This window comes from Sporolactobacillus putidus, assembly GCF_014647035.1.
Classification (GTDB): Bacteria; Bacillota; Bacilli; order Bacillales; family Sporolactobacillaceae; genus Sporolactobacillus; species Sporolactobacillus putidus.
This window is the reverse complement of sequence record NZ_BMOK01000005.1, coordinates 87,275-108,528: the sequence shown is the minus strand read 5'-3', so window position 1 is coordinate 108,528 and position 21,254 is coordinate 87,275. Positions and strand designations below refer to the sequence as shown.

General features: G+C 47.6%; 16 protein-coding genes. 6 read left to right on the top strand and 10 right to left on the bottom strand.

The features are described from left to right. Positions 1-32: 32 nt before the first annotated feature. The 4 genes from IEX81_RS07440 to IEX81_RS07425 all read right to left on the bottom strand — a co-directional run bounded on the left by IEX81_RS07440 (position 33) and on the right by IEX81_RS07425 (position 3,836). Complete coding sequence (locus IEX81_RS07440; protein WP_188802451.1) at positions 33-755, bottom strand: amino acid ABC transporter ATP-binding protein; 723 nt, start codon at positions 753-755, stop codon at positions 33-35. Further along, the gene (locus IEX81_RS07435; protein WP_188802450.1) at positions 752-1,408 is read right to left on the bottom strand and encodes an amino acid ABC transporter permease; all 657 of its coding nucleotides are present in this window, start codon (positions 1,406-1,408) and stop codon (positions 752-754) included. The genes IEX81_RS07440 and IEX81_RS07435 overlap by 4 nt, the downstream gene beginning before the upstream one ends. Positions 1,409-1,497: 89 nt before the next feature. Next, positions 1,498-2,328 carry a basic amino acid ABC transporter substrate-binding protein gene (locus IEX81_RS07430; protein WP_188802449.1) on the bottom strand — a complete coding sequence of 277 codons (831 nt, stop codon included), beginning with the start codon at positions 2,326-2,328 and terminating at the stop codon, positions 1,498-1,500. A 362-nt stretch (positions 2,329-2,690) separates the two neighbouring features. Further along, on the bottom strand, positions 2,691-3,836 hold the full coding sequence (locus tag IEX81_RS07425) for an IscS subfamily cysteine desulfurase (protein WP_188802448.1): 1,146 nt from the start codon (positions 3,834-3,836) through the stop codon (positions 2,691-2,693). A gap of 121 nt (positions 3,837-3,957) precedes the next feature. On the opposite strand from IEX81_RS07425, the gene nadB reads away from it, so the two are divergent. Genes nadB through nadA form a run of 3 tightly spaced genes read left to right on the top strand, consistent with a single transcriptional unit; the run spans position 3,958 to position 7,463 of the window. After that, positions 3,958-5,499, top strand: coding sequence for an L-aspartate oxidase (nadB, locus tag IEX81_RS07420; protein WP_229727515.1), 1,542 nt, complete (start codon positions 3,958-3,960; stop codon positions 5,497-5,499). Beyond that, positions 5,486-6,334 (top strand): carboxylating nicotinate-nucleotide diphosphorylase, encoded by an 849-nt coding sequence (nadC, locus tag IEX81_RS07415; RefSeq protein ID WP_188802447.1) that lies wholly within the window; start codon positions 5,486-5,488, stop codon positions 6,332-6,334. The genes nadB and nadC overlap by 14 nt, the downstream gene beginning before the upstream one ends. Positions 6,335-6,362: 28 nt before the next feature. Next, positions 6,363-7,463, top strand: coding sequence for a quinolinate synthase NadA (nadA, locus tag IEX81_RS07410; RefSeq protein WP_188802446.1), 1,101 nt, complete (start codon positions 6,363-6,365; stop codon positions 7,461-7,463). 159 nt (positions 7,464-7,622) lie between these two features. Here the strand turns inward: nadA and IEX81_RS07405 are convergent, their stop codons facing one another. Next, positions 7,623-8,231, bottom strand: a complete 609-nt coding sequence (locus IEX81_RS07405; protein ID WP_188802445.1) for a nitroreductase family protein — start codon at positions 8,229-8,231, stop codon at positions 7,623-7,625. A 73-nt stretch (positions 8,232-8,304) separates the two neighbouring features. After that, positions 8,305-8,655, bottom strand: coding sequence for a winged helix-turn-helix transcriptional regulator (locus IEX81_RS07400; protein WP_188802444.1), 351 nt, complete (start codon positions 8,653-8,655; stop codon positions 8,305-8,307). A 219-nt stretch (positions 8,656-8,874) separates the two neighbouring features. Between IEX81_RS07400 and IEX81_RS07395 the strand changes: the two genes are divergently transcribed. Beyond that, the gene (locus tag IEX81_RS07395) at positions 8,875-10,428 is read left to right on the top strand and encodes an MDR family MFS transporter (protein WP_188802443.1); all 1,554 of its coding nucleotides are present in this window, start codon (positions 8,875-8,877) and stop codon (positions 10,426-10,428) included. 134 nt (positions 10,429-10,562) lie between these two features. On the opposite strand, the gene IEX81_RS07390 is transcribed toward IEX81_RS07395, so the two are convergent. From IEX81_RS07390 to IEX81_RS07375, 4 genes are all read right to left on the bottom strand, one after another. After that, entirely contained in the window at positions 10,563-11,057 is a 495-nt protein-coding gene (locus IEX81_RS07390) for a GNAT family N-acetyltransferase (protein ID WP_188802442.1), read from the bottom strand. A gap of 176 nt (positions 11,058-11,233) precedes the next feature. Next, positions 11,234-12,790, bottom strand: a complete 1,557-nt coding sequence (gene levB / locus IEX81_RS07385) for a 2,6-beta-fructan 6-levanbiohydrolase (protein WP_188802613.1) — start codon at positions 12,788-12,790, stop codon at positions 11,234-11,236. Between the two features lie 253 nt (positions 12,791-13,043). Then, positions 13,044-14,489 (bottom strand): levansucrase, encoded by a 1,446-nt coding sequence (sacB, locus tag IEX81_RS07380; protein ID WP_188802441.1) that lies wholly within the window; start codon positions 14,487-14,489, stop codon positions 13,044-13,046. A 787-nt stretch (positions 14,490-15,276) separates the two neighbouring features. Next, positions 15,277-16,101: a polysaccharide deacetylase family protein gene (locus tag IEX81_RS07375; RefSeq protein WP_229727514.1), complete on the bottom strand. Its 825-nt coding sequence runs from the start codon at positions 16,099-16,101 to the stop codon at positions 15,277-15,279. A 277-nt stretch (positions 16,102-16,378) separates the two neighbouring features. On the opposite strand from IEX81_RS07375, the gene IEX81_RS07370 reads away from it, so the two are divergent. Next, positions 16,379-17,668 (top strand): aspartate aminotransferase type Ic, encoded by a 1,290-nt coding sequence (locus tag IEX81_RS07370; protein WP_188802440.1) that lies wholly within the window; start codon positions 16,379-16,381, stop codon positions 17,666-17,668. Positions 17,669-18,209: 541 nt separating this feature from the next. Then, a complete protein-coding gene (locus tag IEX81_RS07365) occupies positions 18,210-21,146 on the top strand; it encodes an insulinase family protein (protein WP_188802439.1) in 2,937 nt (978 codons plus the stop codon). Positions 21,147-21,254 lie beyond the last annotated feature (108 nt).

Genomic DNA, 21,254 nt, shown 5'->3' with positions numbered 1-21,254 from the left:
GGGACTTTAGATGGTCTCTTTGTATAAAACAGTTAAAGTACTTTACTCAGAAACGCTTTGGTTCGCTCTTCCCGTGGATGACTGAACAGTTCATGCGGCTCGTTTTCTTCTACAATATAGCCGCCGTCCATAAAGAGGACACGGTCGCCGACTTCCCGGGCAAAACCCATTTCGTGAGTGACAACGACCATGGTCATTCCATCCTTGGCCAGCTGTTTCATGACGTCGAGCACCTCACCTACCATTTCGGGATCAAGTGCCGATGTCGGTTCATCAAACAGCATCATTTTTGGTTCCATCGCCAGTGCCCGGGCAATCGCGATTCGCTGTTTCTGGCCGCCGGAGAGTGAATCCGGATACGCATCCGCTTTTTCTTCCAGCCCAACTTTCTTCAGCAGTTCAAGCGCTTTTTTCTGCGCCTTCTCTTTTTCCACTTTCTTTACTTTCATAGGAGCCAGCATAATATTGTCGAGAACCTTCATATGCGGAAAAAGATTGAATTGCTGGAAGACCATGCCGACTTCCGCGCGGATTTTGTTAATATCCGTTTTCGTGTCGGTGATGTCTACGCTCTCAATAAAGATATGTCCGGATGTAATGCTGTCCAGAAGGTTGATGCATCTGAGAAAAGTAGACTTTCCGGCCCCGGAAGGCCCGATGACGACAACCACTTCCTGTTTTTTCACTTCAACATTAATATCTTTTAATACTTCATTATCGCCAAAAGTTTTCTTCAGATTTTCCACTTTAATCATTCTGTAGCCATCCTCCTTTCCAATCGATTCACCACTGCGCTAAGGGAAAGTGTGAGAATAAGATAGATTAGGGAAATCGTCAGGTAGGGCTCCCACACCTTAAAGTACTCGGCGCCCATCTGCTGCGCCCAGTAGGTCAGTTCAGGTGCCGCAATGGCGGACACCAAAGAAGAGTCTTTAAGTAAAGCAATAAATTCATTACCCAAAGGAGGCAGGATTCGCTTGAAAGCCTGGGGCAGGATAATATATCTCATCGCCTGCGCGTGGCTCATCCCGAGTGATCTTGCCGCTTCCATCTGTCCTTTGTCGATTGACTGAATGCCTGACCGGAACACCTCGGCGATATATGCCGCTGCATTCAGAGACAGAGCGATAATCCCGGCGACGATACCATTGGACTGGCCAAGTATGAGCGGAACGACACCAAAGTGCACAATTAGAATCTGAACAAAAAGCGGTGTGCCCCGAAAAAAGCCGATGTAGCAAACAAAGGGTAAAGACAGCCATTTATTTCTCATCATTTTCCCGAGGGCAATCACCAACCCGAGAAGCGTTCCTATCAGAATTCCGGCAAAAGACAGCCCGATGGTCAGCAGCGTCCCGCTCAGAAAAAACGGAGCATAGTTCCAAATAAGATCAAATCGAAAATCCAACCCGGTTTCCTCCTTATAACCCAAAAAATTGCGTAACAGCTATCGAGTTACGCAATTTTCCGGCATGCACTCACTTTGTGACCGCCCTTTTATTTTTGCTGTGCTTTTAATTCGTTAACGTCCGGTGAGGCTTTAAACCATTTTTGATAGATCTTTGTATAAGTACCGTTGGCATACAACGTGTTGATTGCTTTGTCAAAGACCGATCTCAGATTGCTTCCCTTAGGATACATCAGGCCATAAAATTCAGGGGCAAAAGCTTTTTTATCCATGATCACTTTCAGATTCTGGCCCGGATTGTTCTTTGCATATTCTTCAATGACCGTGTTATCGGCTACTACAGCGTCCGCACCGCCGTTAAGCAGCTCCATGATGGCCAGGTTGATTGTCTTGAATTTTTTTACGTTCGGATTATTCTGGCCGACAATTTTTTCAACGGCGGCCTGTCCGGTTGTCGCTGTCTGGACAGCGATGACCTTGCCCTTCAAGTCAGCGCCGGACTTGATATTGCTGTTTTTCTTGACCAGAATTTTGTTTGTTGACAAAAAGTATGGAACAGAAAAATCATACGTTTGTTTTCTTTGACTATTAATGGTTATTGCCGAAATACTCATGTCCGCCGTTTTATTTTTCAATTCGACAAACACGGGATCCCAGCCGACATTGGCAAGCTGAACTTTATAGCCTGTCTCTTTGGACAGCGCGTTGAGGATGTCAACGTCAAAACCGACGATTTTGCCCTTATCCATGTACTCAAAAGGCGCGTAAGTGGCATCATCCACAACTCTCAAAGTCTTTTTTTGTGTGCCTGAAGAAGAACTTGCCGAACTGCCGGAACTGCTTCCGCTGCCGGATGCACAGGCGGAAAGAACTAAAATAAACGCCAATACCAAAGAAAAAATGGATAGTTTCTTTTTCATCTGAAAATTGCCCCCTGTTTTGTCTGAAAAAGTATTTTTTGGGTTTTAAATTAAGAATAATTATACCCTCATTTTTTGGATTATGGCAACAATGTCAAAAAAGTTTACATTATTTTTTTAATTGGAAAATTTGATAAAAAAAGGCTTCATTAATCGCATAAAGCCTTGTTTCCACACTAAAATGACATGCTCATCAGCAAAGGTTAGAATAAATCCTACTGAATATGGTCCATAATTCCATCTGAAGAATTTTCCAAATTTCCGAAGGTATAAAGGTATATCCGTCTAGAACTGCAATCACCTCAACGGAATCCGTACCCCGGCATCACTATTCGATCGATTTCACCAAACATCGGCTGCCATTACTGCAGCATCGACGCCCTGACCTCGGTAACGGCAGCCACAAACAACCGGGCGGCTTCACCGGTCTCTTCCTGCGCTGTTGTCTCTCCGAAAGACAGCCGGACCAGTTCTCTGGCTTCATCTTCGGATCGCCCCATGGCAAGAAGAGTGGGTGAAGGCCGGTAGAAACTGGAATGGCAGGCGCTGCCGGTGGCAATGGCAAGCCCAAGCCGGTTTGCGGCGAGCATCAGCTGCTGGCCTTCGACGCCCTTCACCCGGAGCGCCAGAATATGCGGCAGCTGCCGGCCATTTGATCCTTCTACGACAAACGGAATGCCCCTTCCTCTCAGACCGTCGATAAAAAGTTTTCTCATTTCATGAATGCGTTTAAGCGACTTATCCGCGTTTTGATAACAATCATCGGAGGCAGTGACAAATGCGGCAATACCGGGAAGATTTACCGTTCCCTGGCGTACACCCTTCTCATGTGAAACATCCGGAAGAAGCGGATGATAGGCGACTTTCGGATCAATATAACAGACGCCGACGCCTTTCGGTCCATAGATTTTGTGAGCAGAAACCGCCAGGCTTGTAATGTGCATCGCTTCGACATCAATTGGCAGTTTTCCATAAGACTGCACCGCATCGCAATGGAAAAGAATATTTTTTCTTTTAAGAAATGCGCCGATTGATTCAATATCCTGAATGGAACCGACTTCATTATTCACGTGGTCGACACTGACAAGAATGGTATCTTTTCGGACCGCTCTTTCGATCGTTTCAAGTTCGACCTCACCGCTGTCATTTCTGCTGAGCACTGTGACTGAGAATCCGTCGCCCTTTAGTTTTTCATGTACGGAAACGATGGAAGAATGTTCCCCTTCCACCATGATCAGATGTTTTCCCCGTCCGGCATGGGCGCGGGCCAGGCCTTCTATCGCCAGATCGTTGCTTTCCGATCCTCCGGAAGTAAAAAAGATGCCGTTGACATCGGCATGAAGCAGGCCGGCCACTTTCCCCCGGCAATAATCAAGAAGGCGCGACGCCCGAGCACCGCAGTCGTGCAAACTCATGGTATTGGCAAAACAGTTTCGGGCAACATCTCCGTAAGCCGCCAGGGCATTTGCGGAAAGCGGTGTTGTTGCTGCGTAATCCAGATAGATCATATCCGTTCCTCCGAATTTCACTATTTGTATTTCCATAAAAAGTTCAAGTCTGCCACTTGCTATTAGTCTAATAATATGACAAGATATGTGTCAAGACATATGTAAATAAGGGTGTATATAAATGAAGATATTCAAAGCGGATGTCATGATCATCGGCAGCGGACTTGCCGCGCTCTACGCCGCTGTCAAACTTTCAGATAAGAAAAAAGTGATCCTGCTCACCAAAAACGAATGGCAGGCAAGCAATTCTTTTCTCGCACAAGGCGGAATCGCGGCAGCTTACGATGATAACGACGATTGGCGGGTCCAGCTTGACGATGCGATTCGGGCAGGACGGTATCATAACAACGTACAGGAAACGTCTTATATGGTCCAAAGAAGTAAGCAAACCGTTGAAACGCTTATTCAGATGGGCATGGCATTTGACCGCAATGAAGACGGAAGCATCTCTCTTGCCAGAGAAGGCGGCCATTCCGCTGCGAGAGTCTTGCACGCAGCGGGCGACGCCACAGGACGCGAGCTCACAAAATTCGTCAGATCCTGCCTGGACGAACGCGTACCGGTGCACGAACACACACAGGCGTTTGACTTAATTGTGAAAAACAGCCGCTGCACGGGCGTTTGGGCGAAAAATAAAAACGGTGAAAAAGTTGTGTATGAAGCTCAGGATACGGTGATCGCGACGGGAGGCTGCGGCCATGTTTATGCGCCGACATCGGCCAATCCTGCCATAACGGGGGACGGTCTGGCGATTGCCTACCGTGCCGGCGCCGCGCTGAGCGATATGGAGTTTGTTCAATTTCATCCGACGCTCCTGATTAAGGACGGAAAGGTTTACGGGCTCGTTTCGGAAGCTGTGCGCGGCGAAGGGGCCAAACTGATCAATCAGGACGGGCGCAGGCTCCTCGCCGGCGTGCATCCTCTCGAGGATCTGGCACCGCGCGATGTGGTGGCCAGAACTTTATTTCAGGCGCAGCAAACGGGACTCGCCAGGCAAGTCTACCTGGACATCTCTATGATTGATCATTTTTCCGAGCATTTTCCAACGATTGCCGGTCTTTGTCAAGAGGCGGGAATTGATCCGGCGGAAGGACGGATTCCGGTATCACCCGGTGCCCACTTCATGATGGGCGGAATTGCGACCGGACATGATGGACGTACAACACTGCCCGGCCTTTATGCGATTGGGGAAGCGGCGTGTACCGGTGTGCACGGCGCAAACAGGATTGCCAGCCATTCACTGTTAGAAGCGGTTACCTATGCGGCGACGATGGCAGAAAGCATTCTCGAAGAAAACGGGAACCCGGCTTCCGTTACACTGCCTGTCCTCAGTCAGGCCGTCCTTTCCCTGCCTTCCAAGCAGGAAATTCAGCAGATGATGTTTCAAAATGTCGGGATCTGGCGAACCGGAGAATCGCTCACCCGCGCCGTCAAATGGTGTGAATCATGGGGGATTGATTTTGATAGGACTTGCCCCCAGAATGTAACAAAAGAGGAAGCGGAACGGCTGAATATGCTGACCACAGCCTGGCTGATCGCTTCTTCGGCTTTGGAAAGGACGGAAAGCCGGGGCGGCCATACCCGGACCGATTTTCCTGAGGAAGTTGAGCATTGGCGTAAAAAAAGCATCATTCGCGAGGTGACGAAGTGTGAACAATGTTAAGATGCGACAAGCACTTGAATCTTTTTTTAATGAAGATATCGGCGATAGCGATCTGACGAGTGAAACCATTTTCGCTGCTGAAGAATCGACATCCGGCACCTATACGGCAAAAGCACCCGGAATCGTTTGCGGGCTGCCGGTTGTTACAGCCGGTTACAAATGGTTTGATCCGGCCGTTACGGTTCATCCCCATGTTCATGAGGGTGATCGGGTCGGGGCAGGCGAGAGGATTATGACCGTCTCCGGTCCGGTCCGCTCACTGCTTGGCGCAGAAAGGGTTCTGCTCAATCTGCTCCAGCGTATGAGCGGCATTGCGACGATGACCGGTAAAGCTGCGGAAATTGTAAAAGGGCAACATGCCCGTGTCTGTGACACACGAAAGACAACGCCGGGCCTGCGTATGTTTGAGAAATATGCCGTAACGATCGGCGGCGGATTCAACCACCGTTTCGGCCTCTATGATGCCGTGATGATCAAAGACAATCACATCGCTTACGCCGGTTCGATCGGCAAAGCGGTGCAAAAGGTCCGCGCCCGGGTCGGCCACACCGTAAAAATCGAAGTGGAGACAACCACGATTGACGAAGTACGGGAAGCAGTTCAGGCAAAAGCGGATATTATTATGTTTGACAACTGTACTCCTGAAGAAATCCGGAAGTTGATCCCGGAAGTGCCGGACGGAATTGTGACGGAGGCATCGGGAGGCATCGACTTAACCAATCTGGAGTCCTATGCAGATTGCGGTGTGGATTATATTTCACTCGGCTGCCTGACCCATTCGGTCAGGGCACTCGATATCAGTTTTAATCTGAAAACGGCTGTAAAATCAGTTTAAGCGAAAAAGCGAAAGGAGCAGGTGAACCATGAATATAATGGAAGATTTTTTGAAAGAGCCGCAGATTCCCGACGCCTACCTAAAAAAATCAGATGAAGAATTAACGAACGAAGGCTGGCGGCTCAGAAGAGAGCTTGGAGCCCAGGTATACATTCCCGGCCACCATTACCAGCGGGATGAAGTGATCCGGTTTGCCGACGACCGCGGGGACTCCCTCCGGCTTGCCCAACTGTCGGCGCAAAAGAAGGAAGCGGAATATATTGTGTTTTGCGGTGTCCATTTCATGGCGGAAACAGCCGATATTTTAACAGACGACCGCCAGAAAGTGATTTTACCGGATCAGCGTGCGGGCTGCGCGATGGCTGATATGGCCAACATCTACCAGCTTGAGCGCGCCTGGAAAAAGTTACAGGATACATTCGGGGATACGATCATTCCGATGACTTACATCAATTCAACGGCTGAGATCAAAGCATTCTGCGGCCGGCACGGCGGCGCGACGGTAACCTCTTCAAACGCCGATAAGATGATGCAATGGGCTTTTTCACAAAAAGAAAGAATCCTGTTCCTCCCTGACCAACATCTCGGCCGCAACACGGGTGTCAAGTTGGGAGTACCCCTTGAAGAAATGGTCGTCTGGAATCCCGTCCAGGATCGCTTCGAAGGCGAAGCAACGAACCGGACACGAGTGATTTTGTGGAAGGGATTCTGTACCGTCCATGAGAAATTTACGGCAAAGAACGTAGCCGCCTGCCGGAAGGCCGATCCGGAAGTACGCGTCCTTGTCCATCCGGAATGCGACTATGAGGTGGTTCGGCAGGCCGATTATGTCGGTTCGACAAAATACATCATCGAGATGATCAATCAGGCACCTGAAGGATCCCATTGGGCGATCGGCACAGAAATGAATCTGGTCAATCGCCTGAAACACGACCGCCCGGATCTCGACATCCGTCTGCTGAATCCTGTGATGTGCTCCTGCCTGACAATGAACCGGATCGACCTGCCGCATTTCGTCTGGTCGCTGACCCGGATTGCGGACGGCGAGCCGGAAAACATAATTAAAGTTCCGAAAACCGTTGCAAATGGCGCCGTTCTGGCCCTTAAGCGCATGCTTGAACAATCATAGAAAACATAAGATGAAAATGCGCCTTTGGCATTCGCTGACTCAGCAAAATAAACATAAAAGGGGCGGCAAACTTTATCGGTTTGCCGCCCCTTTTGATTAGAAACGATTGTGTTTCAATGAGCTTTGGCTGCTCCGGCTGTTTTCAGCCGGCTATTCCTGTCAGCCCCGTACTTTAACCCGCGATTCGATCGGAGCAAATTCTTTTTCACCCGCAGGAGCGACGATGTTGCCGAACGGCTGCTGAGCTCTCAATTTCCAGCTTTCCGGGATATCAAATCCGCTGCGCACCCCTTCGTCAATCAGCGGATTGTAATGCTGCAGGGAGGCACCGATGCCGATGTTGGCCAGTGCGGTCCAGACAGCAAACTGTGTAATTCCCGTACTATGTTCCGACCATACTGGAAAATTGTCGGCATACAGGGGAAATTGTTCTTGCAAACCTTTAACAATACCCGTATCCTCGAAAAAAAGAATCGTGCCGAATCCTGCATTGAATGAGGCCAGCTTTTCAGCGGTCGGCGCAAATTTGTCATCAGGAACAACTTTGCGGAGTGCCTGTTCGACGATACCGCCAATACCCCACAGTTTCTCATTTTCTTCGCCGAATAGAATAACAGCGCGCGCCGACTGAGAATTGAAGGCGGACGGCGCATATTTCACGGCCTCCTCAATTGTACCGACAATCTCCTCTTTAGTGACGCTGACATTTTTATCAAGGGCATAGATCGAACGACGCTTCTTGATTGAATCCAAAAATGCATTTGACATGAGTGAAACACTCCTCAGCTAATGTTTTTTCCTTAACTAACATAAGTATAGTTTCGGTGTACAAAAAAGTAAACTATCTTGTCTCTGTCTTATCCTTGCTGCGAGGTTTCTCGGCAAACCAATTTTCCGCCCAGCGATGTACCTCGGCCAATATCGGCTCAATGTCTTTTCCTTTTTCCGTCAGCCGATAAGTGACCTGTACCGGATATCCCGTGTCGACATGGCGCTCAACAACCCCAAATTCTTCCAGTTCGCGCAGCCGTGCGGCCAGCATCCGGTCGCTCAGTTCAGGTATCGCAGCAGCAATCGCACTGAAATGGCTCTCTCCGCTCAATAAAACTTCTATAATCATCCCATTCCACTTTTTCCCCAGCACTTGAAAAGCTTTCTCAAACTTAGGACAGATCGATAAGTCTCTTTTCATGATCATCACCCCTGCTTATATTGTACTATACGTGGACGCAGTCTACCTACTTACAAATCTAAAATAACTTTCGAAAAACAAGATATTCGTTCCCGCTCCAAAAAGCCTGCTTTTGGTTTTGCCAAGTTTTCTTTATCTTTTTTAGTAAATCATGTTATGATAAGTTTTTCAGTACAACAGGTGAGACTGTGCAAATAATAAAATAAAAGGAGCAAGCGCATGGAAAGTAATCAAACCCATCTCAAGCTGGTTGTAACAGGACTCCTTCTCGGCCTGCTCATGGCAGCGATGGATAATACGATTGTGGCTACCGCGATGGGGACCATTGTTTCCGACCTGGGCGGGTTCGATAAATTTGTCTGGGTGACGGCCGCTTACATGGTCACTGTCATGGCCGGCATGCCGATATTCGGCAAACTCTCAGATATGTACGGCCGCAAACGCTTTTTCTTATTCGGGCTTGTCGTTTTCCTGATCGGTTCAGCCTTATGCGGTCTCGCACAAAACATGGTAGAACTGAGTCTTTTCAGAGCGTTTCAGGGGATCGGCGGAGGCGCTCTGATGCCGATCGCCTTTACGATCGTCTTTGATCTTTTTCCGCCTGAAAAACGCGGAAAAATGACCGGTCTGTTCGGCGCCGTATTTGGAGCGGCCAGTGTGCTGGGCCCTCTGCTTGGCGCCTACATCACCGAGTATTTAAGCTGGCACTGGGTCTTTTATGTCAACGTGCCGATCGGTATTGTCGCATTCTTTTTGATGACAACATTTTATAAAGAGTCACGAAATCATCATAAACAAGTCATTGACTGGGCGGGTGCGGTCACCCTCGTTATCTCGGTCGTCAGCCTGATGTTCGCCCTTGAGCTGGGCGGGCACACCTACGCCTGGAAATCATGGCAAATTTTCAGTTTGTTTGGCAGTTTCGCGGTATTCTTTGTCCTATTTTTCATCGCCGAACTGAGAGCTGCAGAACCGATTTTACCATTCTGGTTATTCAAGCGCCGTTTATTTGCCGCGTCCCAAATCATAGCGTTTTTGTATGGTTCAACGTTTGTCATCTTGACGGTGTTTATTCCTATTTTTGTTCAGGCTGTCTATGGCGGATCGGCAACCAATGCAGGGTTTGTATTAATGCCGATGATGCTTGGCGTCGTTTTCGGCAGTTCGGTATCCGGATTTTTCCAGGCCAAAACAAGCTATCGCAGTCTGATGATCCTCTCCTATCTGACCTATATGATCGGCATTGTTCTGCTCGCCAACATGACACCGGATACGCCGCATGCCCTGCTCATTTTATACATGAGCATTTCCGGATTCGGCATTGGATTTTCTTTTTCCCTTCTGCCTATGGCATCGATTCAGAATCTTGAGCCCCGCTACCGGGGCACGGCGAATTCAACGAACACTTTTCTGCGTTCACTCGGCATGACCATCGGCGTTGCCGTATTCGGCTCGATCCAGAATAATTTTTTTACCGGCAAACTTAAGGATGCCTTCGCCGCCATGCAGCAAGGCACAGGGCAGACCGGCCAAAATCCGCGGGCCGCTCTCGGAAATCTGAATAACATCAGCCAGATCTTTCAATCCGATAAACGAACGGAGATCCCGCCTTTTATCTTAAATAAAGTCATCCATGTGATGTCTGATTCAATTACGCAGACATTTGCCATTGCGATCGTTCCGATAGCAATAACCATTATCTTTATCTTGCTCATGGGTAACGGCCGTTCGGTTGTATCCCAAAAAAGAGTGGATAAAGCATCGAATTCCTGAGTAGGTCAACAGCCAGGGAATTTTGATGAAAGCACCAAAAAAGCTTTGCGCCCCATAAGAGCCGCAAAGCTTTTTTGTTTGATCAAATTTTTTCCCAAAAAATGTTTTTGAAGGAATAGAAAATTCTTTTCAGATTACTTATTTTTTATGCTATTACCCTTGTGTATTTCTTCCCAATTAAGCGGTCTCTCCATCTTTCTCTGCACGTTTTCAAGTGGGCGAAATCCATATTGAGCATAGAGACCATGCGCGTCTTTTGTTGCCAGTTGAAAACTGACCCCTTTCAGTTTGGGATGACTCGTGATGACGCTGATCAGCCATTTACCGAGCCCGAGCCCTCTGTACTCGGGAATCACAAACACATCACCAAGCCAGGCAAATCGGACAAGATCGGAAACAACGCGGGCAAAGCCGACTTGTTTAAAATTTCCCGTGACAGGATCTCCGTCATAAATGCCGTAGCAAACGGTTGAATGCTCAATCGCCGTTGCGACAAGCTCCTTCGTCATTCCTTCCGACCAGTAAGACTCATTATGAAGAAAGTCATAAATCAGATCAATGTCCAGATAGTCTTTGGCCGTGCTAATTGTAAAACCGTCACGGTTTATCCGTCTCTGTTCCTGATTCACCGATATCCCTCCATTTCAAATTTATCGATAATTTTTATTAATGTAAATTTCTCCCAACTCTATCTATTAAGTATAGCATGTTGTCTTACCGTCCATGAAAATATTATTCAATAAATGACGGCCGTCAAAAGCGCCGGTGAATGCGATGATCGGTTCTCTTTTAATCCTATTCAATTTTATCCGTCGATCGGACGGAAATGTCGGATCACGACATTTTTAAAAATCGATGTCCCCCCATCTGAAAAAAGCGAGATTCCCTGATCATTTAAATGCGGAAAGACCTCACTGGTATAAACGATCCGACCATCATTAATAAATACTTCAATGCTGGTCTTATCCACAAGGACTTTGATATGAACACGTTTCTGACTTGGATCAAACGGTGCTCTGCTTTCCAGATACTTGTTGCTCTGATCCGGCTGTCCTGTAAAAGCCCGGTTAACATACGAGTAACCGCCCCTCACAAAAACACCGGCATCAATGTGGCGTGTCTTGTCTGCCGATTCCCGAAGCCTCAGTCCAACATTAGCCGCATCCGTCCAGCTGACATCCGCATCCAGCTCATACGCATCACCCTTAGCTTTCAGTGTTTTTAAGCCGTTCACTTTGATTTGCTTAAAATGCTCTGTGGACCCGGTCAGGCGATCCAATGTTTCGACCGGTCGGGAGATCAGGCCGTACGTCTTGCCCGCCTGCTTCTTCAGACTGATCTGGCGTACAATTGAATCCGTCCCGTTGAATCCATCCTGCATCGTCGGCGTATTATTCGGGTAATCCCAATTATTCATCCAGCCCAGGGCATAACGTTGTGTCAATGCATCTTCCCGGCTGCCGCTCTCAAACGTTACGCCGGCGTACCAGTCAAAACCGTGATCCAGCCACTGCGGTTCACTTTGATCGGCGGTGAATGCTTTTCCATTGTAATTGCCAGTCCAGTACGCATAGGTATTCGGCTGACCGATTGATTTCCCATTCGCACTGGCCCCAAGCACCCACTTCAATGTCCCGTCATTAGCCCGCATCATGAATAGATCGGGACATTCGACGATACCGATATTTTGCGTAAAGAAACCGCCGGTATAGTGCCAATCCTTTAGATTCTGTGATTCATAAAAGCCGATCTTCGTCCCCTCGGCAAGGAGCAATACCCATTTGTGAGACTGACTATCCCAAATCACTTTCGGATCTCTGAAATCTTTGACACCTGGATTAAGCAGTACAGGCTGATCACGGTAGGATTTAAATGTCTTTCCCTTATCCGTACTGTACCATAAATACTGTTCCTGCCTGCCGCCCCCTGCGGAAGGCTGTGTCAAAATCGCAACAATGGCGCCTTTGCCGAATCCTGCCGTATTGTTGCTATCCACAACAAAAGATCCGGTCCAGACATCTCCGTTTTTTGTTGTATATTTCGGAATGGCTACCCCCTCATCTTTCCAGTGAACCAGATCTTTAGATATGGCCTGCCGCCATTCCGTGCCATTGCCATTTGGATAATCGCGATTGTAAAGATAGTAGAAATGATATTCCCCGTCAAAAAATAAGGGACGCTGGGGATCATTCATCCACTTATCAGGTGTTGTAAAATGGTACACTGCCCGATAAGTCGGTTGACGATACACCTCAGCTGGTTTTTTCTTTTTAACGGGATGAACCGTTAATAATCCGATAATCAAAATAAGTCCGATACCTATAATGAAAATGCTCAGCCATTTGTATGTTTTCTTATTCATTCGTTGTGTCAAATAAACGCCTCCACTTAACTCTTTTCGATAGCAACTCATGGTGTATAAAGATAAACTTGGCGAAGCCAGGTCTTTGATGACGGCCTGAGCCTTCGTTTCTCTTATACTGATACCTCTAATCTTTTATATTTTATACTTTTTATTTGTATAAAAAAGAAGAAAATGCCATCAGTCATTCGACATTTTCTTCTTTTGGAAATCATATTATTCAGGAAATCATCAATGTTATTCTGCTTAATTCTTACTTGTCTGCCGTTAACTGCCCTTGTTCAAGGATGCTGCTCGGTACAACAGATGTTTTCGGCCCGTTAATGTTCAGCAAGAAACTTGGTGCAAAGGTCGACTGATGGTCTGTAAACAACCCTCTGTTCGTCATGTAGCTTGTAATGACTACATTATCACTATTCGCCTGCGGTATAGCAAAGTGGGAATAGCTCCAGGTCAAATTATTCGGATCAAGATTCATATTTAACACAAGTCCGCTTCCATTTAATGGATGGTATGGTCCGGTTAACGAGTTGGACACATAGCCCAACATGTAAACATCTTTGTTCCCGATGCCGTTAATCGTCATCTTGGCCCCTCTTGAGTCTGTGAATAAGTACCATTTGCCTTTCAGTTTAAAGACGTTGGCACGTTCGATTTCATCGGTCACGGTGTTCGATGCAATCACCGGCGGCAACACTTGTTTTACTGTGTAGTCATCATTTAATTCAACAATACCCAAAGCGCCGTTTGCCAAAGATGCAAGCTGCTTTTTCGGACTTTGCAGCAGACTGTTTTTATCGTTTTGGAAGAACGTTTCACTTCCGCCGTAGTAAGCTTTATTGTACAAAGAATTATCGCCCTGGTAGCCATCCGCTGTTCCGGTATTGGCTTCGAAAACCAGATACTTATGTCCGTTGTCTTCAACGTAGTGAGGATCTCTCAGCGTATGGTTATCGCCGGAACCCCACAGACCTTCATCTTTGAACTGCTGGATGTTTTGGTAAAGCGATCCGTCTCCGCCGTCAAAGATCGATTTGTGGTCTTCCACTCCGTCAACTTTGAGTGTATCCGCGTCCGGTTGGGACAAATTGATTTGTGAGGTTGTAAGTACTTGATTTCCCAAACCGCTCCCGCCATCTTGTGCAGCGCCGGAATAGTCTGTGTAAAACAGCCGAACCTTGCCATCGCTAGTTAAAGTGGCGGACCCCGACCATTCCTGCGTTTGATACTTCAGATAGGGGTCGCCTGATACCAGTTTATCACTGTCCGTAAACACTCTTCCCGCATTTTTCCAGCTGTCAAGCGTCGTATCGCCGGCCTTTTGATAGAACAGATAAATGTGTGTGTCGTTTCCGTTTTTCGGATCCCCCGCCAACGCAAAGACGAGATGGTATCCGTGATAGTTTGCCGCTGTTCCATCCGCGTTTTGCAGCGGCCAGCTGTCCCATACATCCAATCCTTTGGCGGCAGGGATGTTTTTTATGGTTGATGGATCGAACTGAGGAACCTTAAATTGTGCACTGTTTTGTTGTCCGGGTATTTTCTCCATATTAAAACGTGTAATGTGGGAAAAACCGTACGTTTCTTTATAATCCATACTGCCGTTTTCTTTCGCAAAAGCTAGGGATCCTCCTCCCAAGAGCAAAGCTGCGGCAAAGGTCGCTGCGGTTGCCTGTCTGGCGAGCTTTCCGATGTTCATAAACTTCCTCCCTCTCTCCTCTTTGTTAAGCGCAAAACCGCCTCTCTGTCATGTGTTTGCTCTGATGTATCAAACTATTGGAAACGATCTTGATGCATCACAGTCTTTCAAACAGCATGACGTCAGGTGACTTTGTAAAACTAGGATACTTGGGATACAATATTCCCGTCAATTCGACCAAATCTAACATGAATTCGTTACATAAGGTCTATAGTTTCATTACTAAAGAATCGTTTTATATTACATTTATTACCGGCAGGATAATCGCTTAATTAGAACGATACCGGCAGCTCTGCTGTACACGTTCGCTTTTATTTCTTATGTAAGCTCTTTATAAATCTTGTCCATTCCCCGCACAGATGATGATGACCGTTCCGTTCTAAGCGGCAATGTTTCCGGTATGCCTAATCCGACTTTCTTCTATTCTTTCCGCACATCGAAAGAATCAGGCCGATTATAATCCTCTTTTGTAATATATTTTCTGCTCCGCTGTTTCCTTTCGTAATCTTATTGTTATAAAGATAGGCAGATAGACGGATACCTTGACATAACAAATTGGAAATATTTACACATAGAATTTCAAAAAAACCATAGAAATATTACGAATGCCGGAAATAGCTGCCTTGCGAAGAAACTGCGCAAAAAAGGCAGCAAACCCGAGGGGCCACTACCTTTTTAACGTGATTTATTATGGAAAATGATCTGAGGAATCGTTTCATCAACAAGACAGATGACGCACCTCGGAACAGGCTGGTGGATACAAGCCCTGACTGTTTTTAAGCGGGAACTAGTCATCCTGAAGTACCGCCGATCCTGTTTTCATATTGGTCCCGGGGGATTCCGGTAACATTTTCTCCAATTCCGTATTATAGAGACCTTCATACTTTTTGTCGTATTTTAACAATTCATACAGTGTGGCAAATCGATATCCCTGCTTTTCCAGAGCAGGAAGGATAACTTTAAGAGCGGCCACCGTCTGTTTTCGATTTCCGCCTGAATCATGCATTAAAATGATATTACCGGTTTTAATGTTCTTCAGAACGTGCCTGACGATATGATTAACCCCAGGATTTGACCAGTCTCTTGGATCCTGCTGCCACGACCAGAGAATCACTTCAAAACGGCTTTTTTCGGACAAATCGACTGTTTTTGGGTCAATGCTTCCTCCGGGCGGGCGAAGCAATTTGATGCGCGGCGGTTTCTGGTACTGATTGATCAGCGCTTGCGTTTTATTGACTTCATCAAAAAAAACCGAACGGGGTTCCTTGGAAAGGGTCACATGGGAAAACGTATGATTCCCCAGTTCATGTCCTTCCCGAACCTCACGTTTGACCAGATCCGGATACGCCTGTATCCTCTTCCCGATTAGAAAAAAAGTGGCCTTAGCATGATACTTCCGGAGCAAATCCAATATTTGCGGAGTATAAACCGGATTGGGACCGTCGTCAAAAGTCAGGGCGACGACTTTTTGATCATTGGGGACCTCCCAAACAACGCTTCCCCGGGCTTCATACTTATGCCGGTTGACTTGGGCCGCGGCTGTCCCGCTTAAGGTACAACATAACAGGGTAATGGCAGCAATAGGAAAAATTAAGTGTCTGAACAGATTCATTTGCAGTCTCCTGAAACATCGGATTTGCTTTTAGTATTCGCATTCTTCTTTCCGTCATGCAAAATAAAAGAAAATGACCGGATGATCCTGATGCGTCCGAAAAATGCCTCGTTATGCGGGGGGAGGTATCTGTATGGTTTAATAAAAAGGAAACGTTTACGTTTTTGGGATGCAAACAGAAAAATTGCCGTTACGAATCACTCGGAGTATGCTACGATTACAGTATGATGGATAAAAACAAATGGCTTCGTTCGACTTAACAGGGAGGCGTACTTTCATGAGTGACTTAGAAACGCTCGGCGCAGCGGAATTGAAAACCCGGTTGGCATCATTAAAGGAAAAGTTCGATGCCTTCAAACATCAGAACCTGTCTCTAAACATGGCCAGAGGAAAACCTTGCCCGGAGCAACTGGATCTATCCATGGACATGCTCGGATTGTTGAAAACGAAGGATGATTTAAAAGATTCCAACGGCAATGATATTCGGAACTACGGCGGCCTGGACGGGATTCCCGACGCCAAAACCTTCTTCGCGGAAATGCTTGAGGTTTCGCCGAAAGAAATCCTGATCGGCGGCAACTCCAGTCTGAACATCATGCACGATACATTGTCCATGGCCATGTTCCATGGCGTATACGGAAGCCCCGCGCCTTGGAGCAAGCTGCCTTCGGTCAAATTCATATGTCCGAGTCCCGGCTACGACCGGCATTTTGCAATTTGTGAACAGCTGAATATCGGGATGGTCGTTGTTGACATGCTGGACGATGGACCCGATATGGATCAGGTGGAAAAGCTGGCAGGCAGCGACCCATCGATCAAAGGTATTTGGTGTGTGCCGAAGTACAGCAATCCGGACGGCATCACGTACTCGGATGAGGTTGTCGACAGACTCGCCGGAATGGAAACCGCGGCAGCGGACTTCAGAATTTTCTGGGACAATGCCTATATTGTGCACCATTTAACAGACCGGCCGGATCTATTAAAAAACATCATGAAAGCGTGCAGCGCAGCGGGGCATCCCGACCGTGTCTTCATGTACAGCTCCACATCCAAAGTGACTTTTCCGGGTGCCGGCGTCGCCATGATGGCTTCCAGCGAAAACAACCTGAACTTTTTTAAGAAGCAGCTTTCCGTTCAAACCATTGGACCGGATAAGTTCAATCAGCTCAGACACGTCCGATTTCTAAAAGATAGGGACACACTCAAAGCGCACATGAGAAAACACGCGGCCATTTTAAAACCGAAATTCGATACGGTGCTGAAAATTCTCGAGTCGGAGCTCGGTGATAAAAAAGAAGTATCTTGGCATAAACCTAATGGTGGCTACTTCATCAGCCTGAACACTCCGGACGGATGCGCAAAAGAAGTCGTGGCCATGGCCGCCGAGGCGGGCGTGACACTGACTCCTGCAGGCGCCACCTTCCCATATGGCAACGATCCAAGAGACAGGAACATCCGGATCGCTCCGTCATTCCCATCCCTGTCCGAACTGACGACAGCTATTAAAATATTGTGCCTCTGTATCGAGATCGTCATCATGAAAAAGTCTCTGTCTCGGGAATTATGAAATAATCCGGGAGACCCCGCGTGTCTGCCGGTGAACCTTAGTGGCCGTACATTGGCGGAATCGAATCGGTATACGATTTCCTGCGTTTGATTTGCGCAACTGCCGATACCGGTTGTCACACGCCATTTAACAAAGCTGATTCGGGGTTAGCCCTGACCAGCTTTTTTTATTTTCTTCAATAAAACGCAAAGTTATTTGGATCCGTGCGATGATCCTGATTCAGGGCATTGATTTATCCATATCTTCGGGCGGCAGCTCACAATCAAAAATATTGCCTTTTCTTAATGTCCGGTATTCTTTTGTCGATTTCAGGATGGCAATTACGTCATTCAGCTATTGGGCGTGTTTCGTCCGCTTTCTTCATGGAAGCTGTTGTATTTTTTTCTCGATGAAACACAGAAAGTGGTCAGAAGCATTTTTTACTAACAAATAATGTATAATAATGATCAAATGCAGCCGGCGCTTTCTGCAAATAACCAATAACAGAAGGCAACCGGCGGCGCACGTTTTTCCAGTCAGTATTCTCCAGGAGGTCGAATTGATGAGTGCATTGAAACAAGGCGAAATCACCCATGGTTTTCAGCTTGTACATACCGGCGACATTCATGAAATCCGGTCCAAGGCGTATGTATTCGAGCATGTGAAAAGCGGCGCGAAACTTTTATACCTGCAAAATGATGATGACAACAAAGTTTTTACGATCAGCTTCCGAACACCCCCGGAAGATAATACAGGTGTCTTCCACATTCTTGAACACTCCGTACTCTGCGGTTCCGACAAATATCCGGTCAAAGAACCGTTCGTCGAACTGCTGAAGGGATCGCTCAACACGTTTTTGAACGCGTTTACGTTCAGCGATAAAACCATGTATCCCGTTGCCAGCAAGAACGACAAGGATTTTATGAATCTCATGGACGTCTACATGGACGCGGTCTTTCATCCGAATATCTATAAGCACAAGGAAATACTGGAGCAGGAAGGCTGGCATTATGAACTGATCGACACGAAAGAGGCGATCAACTACAAAGGTGTCGTCTACAATGAGATGAAGGGCGCTTTCTCCTCGCCGGAAGGATTGCTTGAACGGGCCAACCAAAACTCGCTTTTCCCTGACACGGCCTACGGTTTTGAATCGGGCGGCGACCCGCTGAGCATCCCCGATCTGACTTACGATCAGTTCATCAACACACATAAAAAATACTACAGTCCTGCCAACAGCTATATCTATCTGTACGGCGCCATGGACATCAGTGAAAAACTGGCCTATCTGGATCAGAACTATTTGAGTACCTTTGACAAAATCGAGGTGGATTCCTCCGTCGCTGTTCAGCCCCCGATCGGCAACTCGGTTGAAATCGTCAAAGACTATCCGATCCTGCCCGGAGAAGATGCCAAAGATAAAACATACATGAGCATCAACTTTGCCGTTTCGAAAGCAACGGACGCAGAAACCTATCTTGCATTCGACATACTGGACTATCTGCTTCTTGACAGCCCGGCCGCCCCGCTCAAAAAAGCGATTCTGGATGCGGGCATCGGTCAGGACGTCTTCGGTTCCTACGACAACAGCACGCTGCAGCCTCACTTCTCCATTAACGTGAAAAATTCAAACGAAGACAAAAAGGACGCCTTTAAAAAGGTCGTCTTTGATACGCTCCGTCAGTTCGTCAGCAGCGGTCTCGATAAAAAACAAATTGAGGCAGCGATCAGCGTCAAAGAGTTTCAGCTCCGCGAGGCCGATTACGGTTCCATGCCGAAGGGACTTGTCTACAGCATGGCGGTGATGGACAGCTGGCTGTACGACGGTGATCCGCTCATTCACCTGAAATTCGAAGATTCTCTGTCAAAAATCAAACAGGCGCTCACCTCAAACTATTTCGAGGGTTTAATCGAGAAATATCTGTTGAACAGCCGGCACCAGTCATTCGTAACGATCAGACCGTCCCGGACCCTTGCTGAAGAAGAAGCAAGCCAGACAGCAGAAAAACTGGCCGACTATAAAAAGAGCCTAAGCAAAGAAGCACTCGATCAGTTGGTCACCGAAACAAAGAACCTGAAGGAGCGCCAGTCCAGCAAGGATCAGCCGGAAGACTTAAGGAAAATCCCCCTGCTGTCGCTGAACGATGTTGACAAGAAAGCGGAAGAAATCCCGCGATCGGAAACAGAAATTGACGGAGTCAAAACGCTGTTTCACGACCTCGCGACGAACAAAATCGCTTATGTGAGCCTGTATTTTGATGCTTCGGGCGTTCCTGAAGCGTATATCCCGTACCTCTCGCTGCTTCAGGAAACTCTGGGGAAAGTGGATACGGATAAATACACATACAGCGATCTTGTCAGCGAAATCAATATCCAGACCGGCGGAGTCGGCTTTGACAATCAGTCCTTTGCCGATAAAGAGAGCGATGAGATTTACAAGCCCCGATTCGCGGTCAGGACGAAAATATTGACGGACAAACTGCCCGAAGCGTTTGATCTCCTTCATGAAATTCTGTTCCACAGCCGTTTCGATAACCCATCTCGGCTGAAAGAAATCATCAAAGAAATGAAATCGAGACTGGAGATGGCCTTCAATCAGGGCGGCCAGTCTGTCGCCGCAAGGAGACTAGCCTCGTATTTTTCACGGGTCGCCCGCTACCGGGAGCAGCTTAAAGGGCTCCGCTTTTATCAGTTTATTTGCGAACTGGATAAAGATCTGGACGGGCGCTTTGACGAAATTCACGGGGCTCTCGCCGAGCTTGCCGGGCAACTATTCACTGAAGACCGATTGGTTGTCAGCATAACAGGAGATCAGCCGATCCTCCAGGCCGTTCGCGACCATTTCGAACGCCTGAATATCCCGCCGTCCGGCACGGATGAAAAGACGGTCGAATCCGGACAGGACGGTGAGCCATCCTCACAAAATGAGGGACTAATGACGTCAAGCAAAGTTCAGTATGTGACCAAGGGTGCGAACTTCAAAACACTCGGTTTTGAATACTCCGGAAAAATGCACGTCCTGAAGCGGATCCTGACTCTCGACTACCTGTGGAATCATGTACGGGTGATGGGCGGCGCGTACGGCTGCGGTGTAATGATTGAATCCTCCGGCAACCTCATCTACTGGTCCTATCGCGACCCGAATCTCGACGATACCCTGAAGATTTACGATCGAGCCGGCGCATACGCCGAATCCTTCGACGCGGACGACCGCGAAATGACTAAATACATTATCGGCACCATCTCCAGTCTCGACGCACCGCTGACTCCGAGAGACAAAGCCGACCAGTCCGATGCTGAATATTTCCGCCGGGTAACCCAGGCGGACATCCAGCGTGTCCGTGACGATGTACTGGCAACGACTGAAGAGGATATCCGGCAGTTCGCCCCGCTTCTGAATGCCGTCGCCGGTGAAAATCATATCTGCGTCTTCGGCAGCGAAGCGACAATCAAAAAGAACAAGGACCTGTTCGGGCAATGCATTAATGTTTTTGAATGACAACTTATCGTTAAAATAAAAGAAATAAAACGGAGCCTCAGGACAATTTCCGTGGCTCCGTTTTATGCTGCGTGAAGAAATTCCGCCGATAAATTCCGGCAGAAGAGG